This is a genomic window from Paenibacillus sp. J23TS9 (genome assembly GCF_018403225.1).
Lineage (GTDB): Bacteria > Bacillota > Bacilli > Paenibacillales > Paenibacillaceae > Paenibacillus_AQ.
The window spans coordinates 487842-503307 of sequence record NZ_BOSG01000001.1; the positions used below are offsets into that span (position 1 = coordinate 487842).

Genomic DNA, 15466 nt, shown 5'->3' on the forward strand with positions numbered 1-15466 from the left:
CTGAAGGGAAGCGGATGAAACAGTATTCGAAGACTTTAGCGATTAGAGCTTCGCAACGGGTCAGGTGCCCTACTATATCTGCTCCCTGTTTGCGATGCGGAATTCCTTGGGAGATTTTCCGAAGCGGGATCGGAACACGCGGTGAAAATACGTATAATTGGCAAAGCCCGAGGTTTCGGCGATATTTTCAAGGGACATCGGGCTGAAAATGATCCGTTCACGCGCCATCTCAAGCCGGACATCCAGCGTGTACTGCATAATGCTTGTGCCGAAGGCGTCCTTAAACAGATGGACGGCACGTGAAACGCTGATTCCAACATAGGCAGCAACATCCTCGAGTTTGAAGGATACGGATGCATGCTCTTCAATGTAATGCTTGATCCGGTATGCAAGGTATGTCCTTGGGGTTGTGGATGGATGCTCCCGCAGCAAGCGGTCCGTCTCCAGACATAAAATGCGCATGTAATACCCCGATATTTCGGGAAATGGATTGGATATCTTGCGCTGCTCCAGCACAATCTGCCGGAAGAGGCCAAGGATGGTTTCGTTCAAGGGTACTTTGATTCTTGTAGGGCGTTTCTGACTGGTCCACCACTCATCAATCCAGGCCCCGCCAAAAAAGATATGATAATCGCCGCTTTCAACCGAAAGCTCGTTCTGGGCGTTAAGTTCCTCTTCAATCTTCAACTCATAGGGCTCATCCGGCGAAAAAATGAGCAGGTCTCCTGCCTCAATCTGTACCAGCTCGCCGCCGACACGCGCCCGGCATCTTCCATCTGTCTGGAGGCGCATCAGATAGTTATTGACACCGTTCATTTCGGTCATGTAAAAGGGTTTGTGGTGAAACGAGAATCCTGCTGTATAAATGTGTACTGTATCTTGCGTGGACATGAAATGACTCCTTTTACAATGGTGAATGTAAGTAAAATCCGGCTCTTTGAAAAATAATGACCAGATTGTTCATGTTTTAATCATATTATTCATTTTAATATAAATGAATTCGGAATACCATGGGTACTAGATTGTTGATTCCACCTTCTACATCACGGGGGAGTGACTGCATGAAAACCAAAATGAAGGCTGGTATTATCGGTTGTGGAAATATCAGTGCGATTTATTTGGAAAATTTAAAAAAGAGCGATACCGTGGAAGTGGTGGCCTGTGCAGACATGGTGCAGGAGCGTGCTGCGGCGCGGGCAGCAGAGTTTGCGATTGCAAACGCATTCAGTGTGAATGAACTGCTGGCGGATCCGGAAATTGAGCTGGTTATCAACTTAACAATTCCGGGCAGCCATGCAGCCATTGATATAGCAGCACTTGAAGCTGGAAAACATGTATATGCCGAAAAGCCGCTGGCAACTTCGCTTGCGGATGGGAAACATGTACTGGAGTTAGCCAAAAGCAAAAATCTGCGAGTCGGCAGTGCACCGGACACTTTTCTCGGATCAGGGATCCAGACGGCCAAAGCAGCCATAGAAGCCGGTATGATTGGGAAGCCGGTTGCAGCAACCGCCTTTATGATGGGCGGAGGGCCGGAGGGCTGGCATCCAGACCCGGAGTTTTTTTATGCGCCGGGCGGAGGACCGATGCTCGATATGGGACCGTACTATTTGACGGCGCTTGTGGAGCTGATGGGCTCGATTGATCGTGTCACCGCATCGGTCGGAGCACAGATTCCAACGCGAATCATTGGCGCGGGACCGAAAGCGGGGCAGCAGATTCCGGTGAAAACACCTACACATTTGGCAGGCACGATTGATTTCGAGCATGGAGCCATTGCCACCATGATTATGAGCTTTGACATTCAAGGTGGTGCCACGTTGCCGTGGATCGAAATATATGGAACCGCAGGCACGCTGACTTTACCAGATCCGAATTTTTTTAATGGAGAAGTGAAGCTTCGCCGGACCGGATCGGATGAGATCGAGACACTGACATCGATGTTCGATTGTGGACAGAATGAACGCGGCCTCGGCGTCAACGATATGGCCAAATCCATTCTGGAAGGCCGCAGCCACCGGGCTGACGGTGCACTCGCATACCATGTGCTTGAAGCCATGTACGCATTTCAAACCTCTTCTCTGGAGGGCCGACATGTGGTTTTGGAGAGTAAGTACGAATATGACACACAGCTTAAGACAAGCGAACTCGTATAACTCCATCCTATATAGGGATTTTTCCTTGGAAAAATCCTAGATCTACTGAAATAAACTGATCTTCATCAATCCAAAAAACAGGAGTGTGGCAAACATGTTGAAATTGGGTTTGCAATTGTACACCGTTCGTGATCAAATGGAGCAGGATTTTGAGGGTACTTTGAAGAAAGTAGCAGAACTTGGATATCAGGGCGTGGAATTTCACACCTTCTTCGGACGTCCCGCAGCTGAGGTCAAGGCATTACTGGATCAAAACGGTCTAGTTGCCCTTGGAACGCATACTGCGTATGACCGCATGTTGAACGCCCTTGATGAGGAAATCGCCTACAATAAAGAAATCGGCAATACCAATCTGATTGTTCCTTATTTGGGCGATGACCAGCGCAAATGGGACGAGGTGTTCTCAAATCTCAAGACGATTGGTGAACGCTGCAAAGAGCAGCAGGCAACGCTGCTGTACCATAACCATGATTTCGAATTCACCGAAAAGATCGGGGACAAAACGGTGTTTGACTCTATGTATGATGCCGTTCCTGCGGATCTGCTCAAGGTTGAGCTGGATACTTGCTGGACTCACTTCGCAGGATACAGTCCTGCTGAGTATATCGAAGCCTACGCTGGACGTCTTCCAATTGTTCATTGGAAGGATGTGCGCAGACAAGAGGACGGTTCACCATTAACGGTAGAGCTTGGTGAAGGCGAAGTCGATTTGAAAGCCGTTGCTGAAGCTGCGGACAAAGCAGGAGTCGAATGGATTGTTGTAGAGCAGGATTTCTGCCAGAATCCACCGCTTGAAAGCATTGCAAAAAGTATGGAATGGATTAAAAATTACGCCCAAAATGGAGGACCTGTAAATGTCTAATACGAATCAAACATTGAAAATTGCAATCATTGGCTGCGGAGGAATCGCTAATGGTAAGCATATGCCAAGTCTGGCCAAGCAACCGAATGCTCAAATGGTGGCTTTCTGTGATATTGTAAAGGAACGCGCTGAAAAAGCTGCTGAGGAATTCGGGGCAGAAGGTGCTAAAGTATACACGGATTTCCACGAACTGCTCAAGGATGATAGTATTGATGTTATCCATGTATGCACACCGAATGACTCTCACTCGGAAATCTCGGTGGCCTCGTTGGAAGCCGGCAAGCATGTAATGTGCGAGAAGCCAATGGCCAAAACTGCTGCCCAAGCACAAGAAATGATAGATGCTGCGAAACGTACAGGTAAAAAGCTTACCATCGGTTATCAAAACCGCTACCGTAATGACAGCCAATATCTGAAACAGCTTTGCGAAGCCGGAGAGCTCGGAGATATTTATCTCGGCAAGGCTTTGGCAATCCGCCGCCGTGCGGTTCCAACTTGGGGCGTGTTTTTGGATGAAGAAAAACAAGGCGGAGGCCCGCTTATCGATATCGGTACGCATGCACTGGACTTGACTCTCTGGCTGATGGACAACTACAAGCCGAAGAGCGTGCTTGGTTCCACATTCCATAAGCTTGGACACCGTGAAAACGCCGCGAATGCATTCGGACCTTGGGATCCGGAGCAGTTCAAAGTGGAAGATTCCGCATTTGGTTTCATCACGATGGAGAACGGGGCAACGATTATCCTGGAATCCAGCTGGGCATTGAATGTCGTGGAAACCGGCGAAGCCAAAACCATTCTCGCAGGTACCGAAGGTGGCGCAGATATGAAAGACGGACTGCGTATTAACGGTGAAAAATTAAGCCGTTTGTATGATACAAATATTGACCTCAATGCGGGCGGTGTTGCATTCTACTCTGGCGCAGCTGAAAATGAAGCCGATCTGGAGCAAAGATTGTGGCTGGATGCCATCCTCGAAGACAAAGAGCCTGTTGTCAAACCAGAGCAGGCATTTGTGGTAACACAAATTTTGGAGGCCATTTATGAGTCTGCCAAAACCGGTAAAGCTGTTTATTTTGAATAGTATTTTCGAATAAGTTAATCATGGAATCATCCACTTCCTTTCCCCATGCAGTCAAGGCTGTATGGGGATTCGGATTTCAAAGCGACCGTAGCTTGAAAGTATCTACTATTAAATGAATCAAGGCTAAGGAGGAATTTTCGTTGAAACTCGGCGTATTTATGGTATTGTTTGGTGAACGCAAGCTGGAGGATGCACTGGATTATGTGGCTTCCAAAGGTTTAAAGGCTGTAGAAATCGGTACGGGAGGCAATCCCGGCAAGGCTCACTGTAATCCTGCTGAACTACTGGAAAACGAAGCAAAGCTGAAAGAATTTAAACATGCGGTGGAATCCCGCGGTTTGATGATCAGCGCCCTCAGCTGCCACGGCAACCCGCTCCACCCGCAGAAGCATCTGGCACAAGCGGATCACGAAGATTTTGTGAATACCGTTAAGCTTGCGGAGAAGCTGGGTGTAGAGGTGGTTAACACCTTCTCCGGCTGCCCGGGAGATCATGAGAATGCGAAGTATCCAAACTGGCCGGTTGCTCCGTGGCCGAATGATTACCAGGAGATTTTGGCTTGGCAGTGGGAAAACAAAGTTATTCCATACTGGACGGAACAGGCTAAATTCGCGGCAGAGCATCATGTGAAAATCGGACTTGAGCTGCATGGCGGCTTTTCGGTGCACACGCCGGCAACGCTGCTACGCCTGCGCGAAGCAGCAGGGGAAACCATCGGCGCCAACCTGGATCCAAGCCACATGTGGTGGCAGGGCATTGATCCGGTACAGGCGATTCACATTTTGGGCCGTGCAGGAGCGATTCACCATTTCCACGCCAAGGATACTGTGATCGATCCGATCAACGTGAACCGTTATGGTCTTACAGATATGCAGCCTTACACCAACATGCTGGATCGCGCATGGCAGTTCCGCAGCGTTGGCTACGGCCATGATGTGAAAACTTGGGCTGATATTATTAGTGCGCTGCGTCTGGTTGGATATGATTATGCGGTCAGCATTGAGCATGAAGACGGTCTGATGTCTATTGAAGAAGGCTTCTCGAAAGCCGTAGCTAACTTACAGCAAGTACTCATCGAGGAGTCGCTTGGCGACATGTGGTGGGTCTAGGGGGATACATTAATGATTAACGTAACGATCTGGAACGAATTTGTCCATGAGAAGATTCATGATGAAGTAAAGGCTGTTTATCCGGAAGGCATTCATTCGGTATTGGCCGAAGGTCTTCAAGGCAGCGGCTATGCTATCACGACTGCAACGCTGGATCAGCTGGAGCACGGATTGACAGAGGAAGTTCTGAATACCACCGATGTTCTGATCTGGTGGGGACATATGGCGCATGACCGTGTTAGTGATGAAATTACTGCCCGGGTGGTCAAGCGCGTACAGGAAGGTATGGGGCTTATCGTCCTGCATTCGGGACATTTCTCCAAGCCGTTTAAAGCTTTGATGGGAACATCATGCGATCTGAAGTGGCGTGAGGTGGGAGAACAGGAAATTTTATGGAATGTGAATCCTTCCCATCCGATTGCTGAGGGAATTGACGCGAAAATCATCCTGGAGCATGAAGAGATGTATGGAGAATATTTCGATATTCCAACACCGGATGAGCTGGTATTTATCAGTAACTTTGAAGGCGGCGAGGTATTCAGAAGCGGTTGTACGTTCCGCCGCGGACGGGGAAAAATCTTTTATTTCCGTCCGGGACATGAGACATACCCAACCTATTATCAGCCTGAAATTATCAAAGTCATTTCGAATGGTGTCAAATGGGCTAATCCAGCCTCGGGTAACGCATTGCAGTTTGGCAATATGCAGCCGGTAAGAGCATTGGGTAAAGTACCCATGGCATAAGCAGGTAAAGCGGTAGCAGTCCATGCTGCCGCTTTTTGCTATTTACGCGGATTCACTTGCAGATGAGTTTTCTTTTAGCATGAAATGTGGTAAAATGAAACAAACTAACTTAATGTAAGCTTTCATGAGACGTAACTGTTTACATGGATCCCGTAAAGAGGTGAAGATCATGAACAGTCAGGATTTCAGTATGTGTCCGCGGTTTGAAACTGCTTTTTCCGTTCTCGGTAAACGTTGGAATGGATTGATTATTTACTCGTTGATGACCGGACCGAAACGGTTTAAGGATATATCCCATATCATACCTACCATGAGCGATAAGATGCTTTCCGAGCGTATGAAGGATTTGGAAACCGAAGGTATTTTGGTACGCCATGTCTATCCTGAAACACCAGTCCGGATTGAATACGAATTGACGGAAAAAGGCAAAGCACTGCAGCCCGTTATGGACCAGGTTCAAAACTGGGCGGAGCATTGGGTTGACCTTGAGTAGTCAACTGAAAAACCAACTGTAATGACAGACCTTCCTTGTATTTGCAAGGAAGGTTTTTGTTTAATGTAAAGGTAAGGAATGAGGGTGAAGATAGATTACCATTTGGATTTTTTTGCTAAATTTAGGCAGAGACTTGCACCTTACCGCGGGTTCTGTAGTATAATTGGTAAAAAACTGCCTTTTCGGCGCTTAAGGAGGCGGACGACGATGAGAAAAAGAGTACTTTCCCAGGGAATCAGGTATGGCAAAGAGGATGTTAATGAACTTGAAAGCGCTTCTATCAAAGTGCGTGATATTTACGATAAAGCGATCACGATGCTAATGCGTAATTTGCCGGAATCGATGTGGAAGTCATGGGCCGTTCAGAGGCCCACTCAGGAGTCGCTTTCTGCAGGCGGAGAAAACAGCAGTCCCGTTTTTCAAAAATGGATTCAAAGCCCGTCAGGCTGGAAGTGTATAGGTTGTGAACGACATTACGTGGAGAGTCTCACACCTGCCACGGAGAAGGAAGTGCCCGATAAACGGGAATATATATTCCATAACGGCAGGTTTCAAAGTATGCTTTTACAAGTTCTGATCTGGTCACAGTTTGAAGAAATTGCACTGTTCCACCCCTTTTTGGGAGATTCCCCCTTCTATGATGAAGAGGAGATGGAAGTCATCTCCACGTACTTCGTTCCTACGTATGTCAGCGAAATCCCTTTTCAACAGTCAGGTAAACCCTTCAAAAAGCATGATATGCGTATTCCCGTTTTTCAAGAATTTATATCGGCTCCACCACTGCTCGTACACTTGGATGGCGAGGTGCTTGAGGGTACCTGGATGACGGGAGTTTATGTGGACCGAGGTCACTTTTTGGGGCTCGGACCCTATCTCAAAAACACAGATGGCAGCAGAACATTTATGCAGGCGCTCATTAATTGATATTTTTCGTCAAAACCCATGCCTTCCTGTCGAAAAACCTTGTCCTACTATGGTAAAATAGAGATCTCAGGGTGAGAACTCTATTTTTTTTTAGAATTTTAGGATAAGTAATATGCGATATATATGGATTCCTGATCTGATGAGATACTTCAGCTAAAAATCGGTCTGTCTGCGGTCGATAGATGTCGGTAGACGTTTTTCATACCGGACAGAAGCGTGGAATGAATAACTGAAGGTGGTGTTAGGGTGGAGAAAGGAATAAAAAGGGCAATCGTTTTCATCATAGCAGTTTCGCTCATCCTTGCAGGCTGCAACAATGATAAATCCAAGGAGGCTACAGCAAAGGTCTATGCCGGCGACGTCTCTACGATATTGATTTCCGAAAAGGATGATTTTTTCTCTCCAGAAATTATCCGGGATCTTGAAAAATATTTGCAGCAGGGCGAAACGATTCATGAAGGCTTGCAAAACAGCGGGATTGTGACCTTTGCAGACGACGGAGCCATCCGCTCGATCAGCCAGGTGTCGCTTTCACCTGCATTCGTATGGGGCCTGGAGCTTAATAAGAAAAAGCTCGGAAAGGACAAGCTGGATACGGTTCTTAAGGATAATGATGAGATCGGTATTTCGATTGAGCCTACGGAACAGAGAAAATCAGATAACAATCTGCAGTTCACAGTTCTTAAACTGAACGGGGGATCAATCCAGCCGGGAATATCGCACACGTATATTCTTCCTTACGTTGAAAATCAAAGCGTACGCGATATGCTGCTAAGCACGGATTTCATCAAGCTGTCCATGAATAAGCGGTTTATCGATACCGTGAAAGGTTATAGTCCAAAGTCCATTGAAAAATGGGTGATTAAAGTGAACAGCAAGGAGCTCGTTGAGAATGGTCTTGATATGAAGCTAACACCTCAGGACGAGGTGGAAATCCGATTGGACAGGTCCTAGCTGTTGAAAATACATATGAATCACGGACGGATTGAAAAAAATCAATTAATAAATAATAAATGTATGACAAAATAAGTGAAATTATTCACAATTAATGTGAATCAAATCACATTTTAAATTTTAACAATCCTCTATAATGAAGATATCCAAAAAAAGTATTTAGCGCAGAACTTGAAAACGATCATAAATTAATGGCTGATTGCTGCTGCAACATTGGAAGGAGGCTTTTATGATGAAAGCGGACAGGGAGAAATTGATAGTCATCGGAAACGGGATGGCTGGAATAAGTACGGTAGAGCAGATATTAAAGCTCAGCGGTTCATATGACATTACGGTGTTTGGCAGTGAGCCTCATCCCAATTACAATCGGATTATGCTTTCCTATGTTCTGGAGGGCAGTAAAACCATCAATGATATTATTCTGAACGACCTGAACTGGTATGAAGATCATGGAATCAAATTGTATACAGACACGACCGTGGCAAGGATCGATAGTGAAACAAGACGGGTCATTACCGAGGACGGGGCATCTGTGCCTTACGACAAGGTCATCATTGCTACGGGTTCGAATCCCCTAATCCTGCCGATTCCAGGCTGTGACAAGCAGGGTGTGGTAGGTTTTAGAAATATTGAAGACTGCAATCAAATGATTGAAGCTGCACGAAGCTATCACAGTGCCGCTGTTATTGGTGGTGGACTGCTAGGGCTGGAGGCTGCTAAGGGTCTTGTCAGTCTCGGCATGCAGGTTACAGTCGTCCATCTGATGGAGGATCTCATGGAGCGGCAGCTTGATCATCAAGCGGCTTTGATGCTGAAGGATGAGTTGGAGCGTCAAGGAATCGGGTTTGCCATGGGGAAAAAGACCACAGAGCTGATTGGCGGCAAGCGGGTAGAAGGGCTGCGTTTTAGTGATGGTACGGAGCTAGCTTGTGATTTTGTGGTGATGGCAGCAGGGATTAAACCCAATACAGGCGTAGCGAAGGTCAGCGGTATTGCTGTCAATAGAGGGATTATCGTGGATGATTTCATGAGAACCTCCATGCATCATGTCTACGCGGTGGGCGAATGCAATGAGCATCGCGGCATATGTTATGGTCTCGTGGCTCCATTGTTTGAACAGGGCAACGTGCTGGCCAAACATATTTGCGGAGTGGCAACGCAGCCTTATGAGGGCTCCGTCGTATCCACCAAGCTGAAAATTTCCGGTGTTGATGTATTTTCTGCCGGTGAATTTATTGAGGGGCCAATGCACACTGTTATCGCAGCGCAAAACGACTGGAAGCATACGTACAAAAAAATTCTGCTGCAGGATGGAAAAATAGCAGGTGCGGTACTGTTTGGTGATGTGACGGAAGCAGCTCCACTGCAAAAGCTGGTCAAAGAGCATGCTTTGATGACAGACGACATTTATAACGAGATCATGGGAGGGGGCTGCTGTGGAAGCAGCGGTGCGAAAAAGAGCCTCTCCGTTGAAACGATGGCCAGTGAAGAAATTGTATGCGGCTGTAACGGGGTAACCAAGCAAATGATCGTGGAAGCTATCACGGAACAAGGTCTGACGACTGTGGAAGAAATCAAGGCATGCACAGGTGCTACCCGTTCATGCGGCGGTTGTAAGCCTGTAGTTGAGCAGATCCTGCAGTATGTGCTTGGAGATGGTTTTCAAACGGAAAGCAAGCAGGGAATATGCGGCTGCACCAAGCTTAGCCGTGACGAAATCGTTGCTGAAATCCGCGGGAAAGGTTTGAAAACGATACGTGAGGTTATGAATGTTCTGGAATGGAGCCATCCGGAGGGCTGTTCGAAATGCCGTCCTGCCCTTAATTATTACCTTGGGATGGTCTATCCGGCCGAGCATGAGGATGAGAAGGCATCGCGTTTTGTAAATGAACGGCTGCATGCAAATATTCAAAAGGACGGCACATATACGGTGGTTCCGCGAATGTACGGGGGAGTGACTACGCCTGAGGATCTAAAACGAATCGCTGACGTATCGCTGAAATATGATGTGAAGGTAGTAAAAGTTACGGGAGGACAGCGGCTGGACTTGATCGGGGTCAAAAAGGAGGATTTGCCCAAGGTATGGGAAGAGCTTGATATGCCCTCGGGGTACGCGTATGCCAAATCACTCCGCACTGTCAAAACATGCGTAGGATCTCAGTTCTGCCGGTTTGGCACGCAGGATTCGATGGCAATGGGAGCTTTATTGGAGCGCAAGTTTGAACGGCTGGATTTTCCGGCAAAGTTTAAAATGGCGGTAAATGGCTGTCCGCGCAACTGCGCAGAATCCTGTACCAAGGATATTGGCATCGTAGGCAATGATGGCGGCTGGGAGATCTTTGTTGGTGGCAATGGAGGCATTAAACCTCGAATTGCAGACTCGTTCTGCAAAGTGAAAACCGACCAGGAGCTGGTAGACATCTGCGGAGCGGTCATTCAGCTGTACCGTGAAACAGGCAAATATCTGGAAAGAACATCGGAATGGGTGGAACGGATGGGTCTTGAAGCGATTCAAGCAGCTGTACTGGAGGATGAAGAGCAGCGTATGCAGCTCCTCGAGCGTAATAATTTTGCGCTTCAACAGGTCGAAGAGCCATGGAGCCAAGTGCTGAGAGAAAACGCAACACGGCGGGTGATGTATGGAGAGGTAAATGGGGATGCTCCGCACAACAAGCTTGAAGTATAAAAGCTTTTGTATGGGAAGGAGGAGAGAGCAGCATGAATAAAACGGTGAAATACTATCCGGCAGGAAGCTTGGAAGATTATTATGTGCAAATGGGTCGTGCAGTGCAAATTGAGGGGCATGAAATTGCTGTGTTTCGTACCACCAGTGGAGAATTGTACGCGTTAGACAACCGCAGCCCCCATCCTAAAGGAGGACCGCTCGCGGAGGGAATGGTCTCCGGGCATTTTGTCTATGATCCGCTTTATGACTGGAAAATCGATTTGCGGGATGGATTTGTACAAGCGCCGGATCATGGCGAGGTTCGAACGCATCAGGTGCTCATTGAAGAAGGTACGGTAAGCATAGGCATGAGCAGCGGGCATGAGCAGGGCATCGGGACATCACTGTAATTGCCGCTGTACCTGTGCGCATCATTGAACATAAGCTTGCATCCGATTCGACGGATGCAAGCTTTTTTAATATCTACCCATGATATGGTATGTTCAACAACCACCTGTCCGTTGTAAAATATGGATGGACAGGAGTGTATGCAAATGATAATGAATGAAAAAATCAAAGCGGCAGAAGTCGCTCTTACCGGGTTGAATGGAGAAGATCTTGGTATAGTACCGATCTCTGAGGCACTTGCCATGGCAAAGAAGCTGAAGGTTGATCTGGTATGCATGTCTCTGATGAGCAGTCCGCCTCCGTGCAAGCTGATTGGGGCGGGAGAGGCGAAGAGAGAAAAACAGCAGGCCAAAGCCTCAGAGCGCCAGATGAAAGTCAAGGAAATTCGCCTGACTCCCCAGATTGAGGAGCATGACTATGACACAAAACAGCGGCAGGCAGAGAAAATTCTGGAATCCGGTGACGCGGTTCTTCTAGTGGTGCGTATCAAAGGCAAAGAGGGGGCGGTTGCCAAAGAGCTGCTGGAGCGTTTGATGAAGGATTTGAGCCATGTGGGACGCAAAACCACAGGAGTTCAGCTCAGCGGCAAGCAGGCCGCAGTACAGCTCAATCCGGACAAATAAATAACCTATTCCATCATAGCTTAGGAAGGATTCGTTTAAACGTGAGCTCAACTAAAAAAACGAAAAAGTATATATGGAGCGCAGGGATCGCCGTGGTTTTGTTGGTCGTCCTGATGATTCCCATGCCGTATTATTTGTACCAGCCAGGTGATGTGGAGCCGCTTTCTCCGGTTATCACCGTTGAGAACGGGCATAAATCGGAGCAGGGGAATTTTTATCTAACTACCGTTTCAACCATTAAAACTTCTCATCTGTACTACCTCATCTACGGCTGGTTTGCACCGAATACGCAGATTCGCAAGGAACAGAGCGTCAGCGGCAATCTTTCCGAGGATGAATATGATTTCTTGCTCAGACATATGATGACCTCTTCCCAGCAAAATGCCGTTATTGCAGGTCTGCGTGCTGCAGGAGAAGTCGTTCCTGTGCAGAACAAAGGTGTTTTCGTCACTAATGTTCTTCCGGTTTCCAAGGCCAAGGGCAAAATATCCGTAGGAGATGTTATTACGGAGATCGATGGAAAAGAGATGAAGAAATCAGCTGATGTAATCGCCTATTTGAGTGCGAAAAAAGCGGGTGAAACGGTGAATATGGTGTATTTGCATGAAGGGCAACGGCAGGTACAATCGTTCGAACTGACTGTCATCAATGACCAAGGGAAGGTGGGCCTTGGCATCCAGCCGGAAGATGAATTCGATATCCATCCACCGCGTCAGGTTAAAATCAATACCCATGACATAGGCGGACCTTCCGCTGGATTGATGTTCTCTCTGGAGATATTAAACCAGGTTCTACCGGAGGATCTGACGAAAGGCTACCAGATAGCAGGTACCGGTACTATTGACCAGGAAGGGAATGTCGGCCAGATCGGAGGCATTCGCGATAAAATCGTAGCAGCTCATGAAGGCAAGGTGGACATCTTCTTCTGCCCAGCTGATGTGCAGCCGGGTGACACTAACGCAAAAGATATCATGGATGAAGCCAAGAAAAGAAATTATTCTATCCGGATCGTGCCGGTTCGACATAGTCAGGAAGCACTTCATTATTTAAAGCAGCTTCAGCCGAAATCATAATATCTTTGCTCATAAAAAGGGGTGCCCTCCGGTCTAATGACCTGGGCACCCCTTTTATAATAAATAAATTATTTGAGATCTTTCCAGCCGTCAAAATCATGGATTGCAATACCGGCATAAGACGGATTTACTTTGGCAAGTTCATGAAGCGCAATGAGCTGCTCGTTCATATAGGCTGCCCCTTCTTCATAAAACGTGAGAAAGTCGCCTTCATTGCTGGGTTTGGTTTCGACAGCGGCAAAGGCTTGTTTGCCAAGAGCAGTGGCATCCTCAAGCTCTTTTTTTGCGATGCTGTTAATAGCCGAGGCTGTGTCACGGTACGACATGATGGTGACAGAATCATATTGGCTGATCATAAACCGGCTCAGTGACGTTGTGCCGTCTGCAGTGGTGTAATTACCTAGCCAGAATGGAATATCAGCTGCGAGCGGAAGGTTTAGCTTTTCGGCTTCCGATCTCAGATACAAGACGTTGCTCTGCCACTGGCGGATGACACCCTCTTGGTCTATCTTCCATTGGGATAGGACATGAGGCTCAATGTCCACATGAATACCGCTGAATTTCTCTGCAGCAGCGGCGCCATTTTGATAAGCCTGAATCCAGCTCAGGAAGTTTGTAATTTTGTAGCGTTCGGATTCAAGACCCCAGAGCGGGGCACCATTCAGTGCTTCAACATGGATTCCGAGCTCATTGGATTCTTTGATAAAGCTTTTATAATAAGATACCGGAATATCGATATTAATCTGCAAATAAACCAGATTGACCTGATTCTGACTCAGAAACGATAAAACCTCCTGCGGATTTTTCCGAATCCGTTCGGTATTCCACAGCCATGTAGCCTTCTGATAATAACCTTGGGCTTTAGCCTCTTGAGGAGAAAACAGTCCGGTTCCGGACAAAATAACACTGCAGAAAACGGTGATCAAACATAAGCGGTTTAAAAATTTTGCTGCCATATGGTTTACACTCCTTAAATGATCTGTACAGACGTATGATTCATTATGCCCTTTTACATTGGGGGAATTAGACTTCAGACCTTTGACCTTAAGCGACAAGTTTGGATGTATGTAGTTCTTATCGGGTAGAAGCCTAACCTCCTTATATCGGGCAGTGCTCAGTTCCTTAATTTGATGTATAGGAAGAACTGCGCAATCAAATGAGACTTGGGAACGGGTTATAACTTAATTTTCGGTTCTTTTATCCGTAAGTTTCATAGGACTTAAGTCCTTAAATTGAGGAATAAGGTCATTTTTGTGACATTAATAGGTATATTGAGGGGGAGGAAGAGGAAATGATTGAAAATTATTCAAATCAGGGAAAGTTTGGGTCTTTTTGCGCACAAAAAAACTCCCGCAGAACCATGCACCGGTTACGGAAGTCTTTTAACAGACGTATATTTAAGCCGGAAGGGATCAATGAACAAGCAACTAGATCCGGCAGATTTCATTTGGACACATTTCACAATGGCATATATCCTGGAGCATTCCAAGATCTTTAATAACAATCATACCATTCTCGTATTCCACAGCATCCTTTTTGCGGAGATCGCTGAGCATACGGTTTACGCTTTCGCGGGTTGCTCCGATCATGTTCGAGAGGTCCGTATGGGTAATCTTTTTATGAATAAGGATCGTATCCCCATGTTTTTCACCATACGTATTGCCGAGTCGGATTAGAGTCGAGCAGAGCGCACCAGGTTTCCCGTACATCATCAGATCACGGAATTTGGTTTGAGTCAGGCGGTGGTGTATGCCCATCCATTTCATAAAATCGATCGCGAAATCACAGTGCTGGCAGATCAGCATCTCCAAATCCTTTTGATCAATAACCCCAATTTCACTTTCCTCGAGTACTTCCGCTGTAAAGCTGTGCTTGCTGCTGAAAAAAGGATCCGCTTGACCAACCATGTCACCCGATTGATACATATATAGAATCAGCTCTTTACCTTCATCCGTCGATTTGGTCAATTTGATGCGACCGCGTTTGACATAAAACAGCTTATCGGAAAAATCACCTTCCCAGAACAGATGCGAGCCTTCAGGCACGATGCGTTCTTTCATAATGACCATTAGACGATCCATGTTTTGTTCTGTAAAGCAGCTTGTATTCCCACGGGCTTCGATAACATTCAGTTGGTTGCTCATACTCGTTATCCCCTTTGTATCTTCAATTTTCAGTAAATTTTAAACTAATTATAACCTGAAAAAATCTGTTTTTGGGGGGAGAATAGCCCTTAAAAGTGTCGAAATTCCGACATTGTGATAAATTTCACTTTTGGATGAATTTCTATATTCAGATTTTTACATAACACCATACAAAGCAGTGAATCGGTAATGAAAGCGCTTTGAAAACTAATGTTAAAAACCCTCAA

15 protein-coding genes and 1 pseudogene are annotated in these 15466 nt (G+C 46.6%); 13 read left to right on the forward strand and 3 right to left on the reverse strand.

What is annotated here, in order from left to right; all coding sequences use genetic code 11:
* Positions 1-72 precede the first annotated feature (72 nt).
* On the reverse strand, positions 73-891 hold the full coding sequence (locus KJS65_RS02350; RefSeq protein ID WP_213648402.1) for an AraC family transcriptional regulator: 819 nt from the start codon (positions 889-891) through the stop codon (positions 73-75).
* A 170-nt stretch (positions 892-1061) separates the two neighbouring features.
* Between KJS65_RS02350 and KJS65_RS02355 the strand changes: the two genes are divergently transcribed.
* The 12 genes from KJS65_RS02355 (at position 1062) to KJS65_RS02410 (ending at position 13095) form a co-directional block, all read left to right on the forward strand.
* Positions 1062-2156, forward strand: coding sequence for a Gfo/Idh/MocA family protein (locus tag KJS65_RS02355; RefSeq protein WP_213648403.1), 1095 nt, complete (start codon positions 1062-1064; stop codon positions 2154-2156).
* A gap of 94 nt (positions 2157-2250) precedes the next feature.
* Entirely contained in the window at positions 2251-3018 is a 768-nt protein-coding gene (locus KJS65_RS02360) for a sugar phosphate isomerase/epimerase family protein (protein WP_213648404.1), read from the forward strand.
* Positions 3011-4102 carry a Gfo/Idh/MocA family protein gene (locus KJS65_RS02365; RefSeq protein ID WP_213648405.1) on the forward strand — a complete coding sequence of 364 codons (1092 nt, stop codon included), beginning with the start codon at positions 3011-3013 and terminating at the stop codon, positions 4100-4102. Before KJS65_RS02360 ends, KJS65_RS02365 begins: the two co-directional genes overlap by 8 nt.
* 140 nt (positions 4103-4242) lie before the next feature.
* On the forward strand, positions 4243-5211 hold the full coding sequence (locus tag KJS65_RS02370; protein WP_213648406.1) for a sugar phosphate isomerase/epimerase family protein: 969 nt from the start codon (positions 4243-4245) through the stop codon (positions 5209-5211).
* A gap of 12 nt (positions 5212-5223) precedes the next feature.
* Positions 5224-5955 carry a ThuA domain-containing protein gene (locus KJS65_RS02375; protein ID WP_213648407.1) on the forward strand — a complete coding sequence of 244 codons (732 nt, stop codon included), beginning with the start codon at positions 5224-5226 and terminating at the stop codon, positions 5953-5955.
* 169 nt (positions 5956-6124) lie between these two features.
* The gene (locus KJS65_RS02380) at positions 6125-6448 is read left to right on the forward strand and encodes a winged helix-turn-helix transcriptional regulator (protein ID WP_136606348.1); all 324 of its coding nucleotides are present in this window, start codon (positions 6125-6127) and stop codon (positions 6446-6448) included.
* Between the two features lie 207 nt (positions 6449-6655).
* The gene (locus tag KJS65_RS02385; protein ID WP_213648408.1) at positions 6656-7372 is read left to right on the forward strand and encodes a hypothetical protein; all 717 of its coding nucleotides are present in this window, start codon (positions 6656-6658) and stop codon (positions 7370-7372) included.
* Between the two features lie 246 nt (positions 7373-7618).
* Positions 7619-8326 carry a hypothetical protein gene (locus KJS65_RS02390; protein WP_213648409.1) on the forward strand — a complete coding sequence of 236 codons (708 nt, stop codon included), beginning with the start codon at positions 7619-7621 and terminating at the stop codon, positions 8324-8326.
* A gap of 232 nt (positions 8327-8558) precedes the next feature.
* On the forward strand, positions 8559-11012 hold the full coding sequence (gene nirB / locus KJS65_RS02395; protein ID WP_213650601.1) for a nitrite reductase large subunit NirB: 2454 nt from the start codon (positions 8559-8561) through the stop codon (positions 11010-11012).
* 32 nt (positions 11013-11044) lie between these two features.
* Complete coding sequence (gene nirD / locus KJS65_RS02400) at positions 11045-11401, forward strand: nitrite reductase small subunit NirD (protein ID WP_213648410.1); 357 nt, start codon at positions 11045-11047, stop codon at positions 11399-11401.
* Between the two features lie 144 nt (positions 11402-11545).
* Positions 11546-12022, forward strand: coding sequence for a translation initiation factor IF-3 (gene infC, locus KJS65_RS02405; protein WP_136606343.1), 477 nt, complete (start codon positions 11546-11548; stop codon positions 12020-12022).
* A gap of 41 nt (positions 12023-12063) precedes the next feature.
* Positions 12064-13095, forward strand: a complete 1032-nt coding sequence (locus KJS65_RS02410; RefSeq protein WP_244864349.1) for a SepM family pheromone-processing serine protease — start codon at positions 12064-12066, stop codon at positions 13093-13095.
* A gap of 68 nt (positions 13096-13163) precedes the next feature.
* Here KJS65_RS02410 and KJS65_RS02415 read toward each other — a convergent pair whose 3' ends face one another.
* Positions 13164-14051, reverse strand: coding sequence for a hypothetical protein (locus KJS65_RS02415; RefSeq protein ID WP_213648411.1), 888 nt, complete (start codon positions 14049-14051; stop codon positions 13164-13166).
* Positions 14052-14394: 343 nt separating this feature from the next.
* On the opposite strand from KJS65_RS02415, the pseudogene KJS65_RS30190 reads away from it, so the two are divergent.
* Positions 14395-14481, forward strand: a pseudogene (locus KJS65_RS30190) (KxYKxGKxW signal peptide domain-containing protein); the annotation flags it as partial.
* Between the two features lie 41 nt (positions 14482-14522).
* On the opposite strand, the gene KJS65_RS02420 reads toward KJS65_RS30190, so the two are convergent.
* On the reverse strand, positions 14523-15239 hold the full coding sequence (locus KJS65_RS02420; protein WP_213648412.1) for a Crp/Fnr family transcriptional regulator: 717 nt from the start codon (positions 15237-15239) through the stop codon (positions 14523-14525).
* Positions 15240-15466 lie beyond the last annotated feature (227 nt).

Excerpts from the sequence above, each read along its gene's own strand:
- KJS65_RS02375 (WP_213648407.1), top strand. The coding sequence starts at position 5,224 with ATGATTAACGTAACGATCTGGAACGAATTTGTCCATGAGAAGATTCAT.
- KJS65_RS02385 (WP_213648408.1), top strand. The coding sequence starts at position 6,656 with ATGAGAAAAAGAGTACTTTCCCAGGGAATCAGGTATGGCAAAGAGGAT.
- KJS65_RS02380 (WP_136606348.1), top strand. The coding sequence starts at position 6,125 with ATGAACAGTCAGGATTTCAGTATGTGTCCGCGGTTTGAAACTGCTTTT.
- KJS65_RS02420 (WP_213648412.1), bottom strand. The coding sequence starts at position 15,239 with ATGAGCAACCAACTGAATGTTATCGAAGCCCGTGGGAATACAAGCTGC.
- KJS65_RS02365 (WP_213648405.1), top strand. The coding sequence starts at position 3,011 with ATGTCTAATACGAATCAAACATTGAAAATTGCAATCATTGGCTGCGGA.
- nirD (WP_213648410.1), top strand. The coding sequence starts at position 11,045 with ATGAATAAAACGGTGAAATACTATCCGGCAGGAAGCTTGGAAGATTAT.
- nirB (WP_213650601.1), top strand. The coding sequence starts at position 8,559 with ATGAAAGCGGACAGGGAGAAATTGATAGTCATCGGAAACGGGATGGCT.
- infC (WP_136606343.1), top strand. The coding sequence starts at position 11,546 with ATGATAATGAATGAAAAAATCAAAGCGGCAGAAGTCGCTCTTACCGGG.
- KJS65_RS02355 (WP_213648403.1), top strand. The coding sequence starts at position 1,062 with ATGAAAACCAAAATGAAGGCTGGTATTATCGGTTGTGGAAATATCAGT.
- KJS65_RS02350 (WP_213648402.1), bottom strand. The coding sequence starts at position 891 with ATGTCCACGCAAGATACAGTACACATTTATACAGCAGGATTCTCGTTT.
- KJS65_RS02360 (WP_213648404.1), top strand. The coding sequence starts at position 2,251 with ATGTTGAAATTGGGTTTGCAATTGTACACCGTTCGTGATCAAATGGAG.
- KJS65_RS02415 (WP_213648411.1), bottom strand. The coding sequence starts at position 14,051 with ATGGCAGCAAAATTTTTAAACCGCTTATGTTTGATCACCGTTTTCTGC.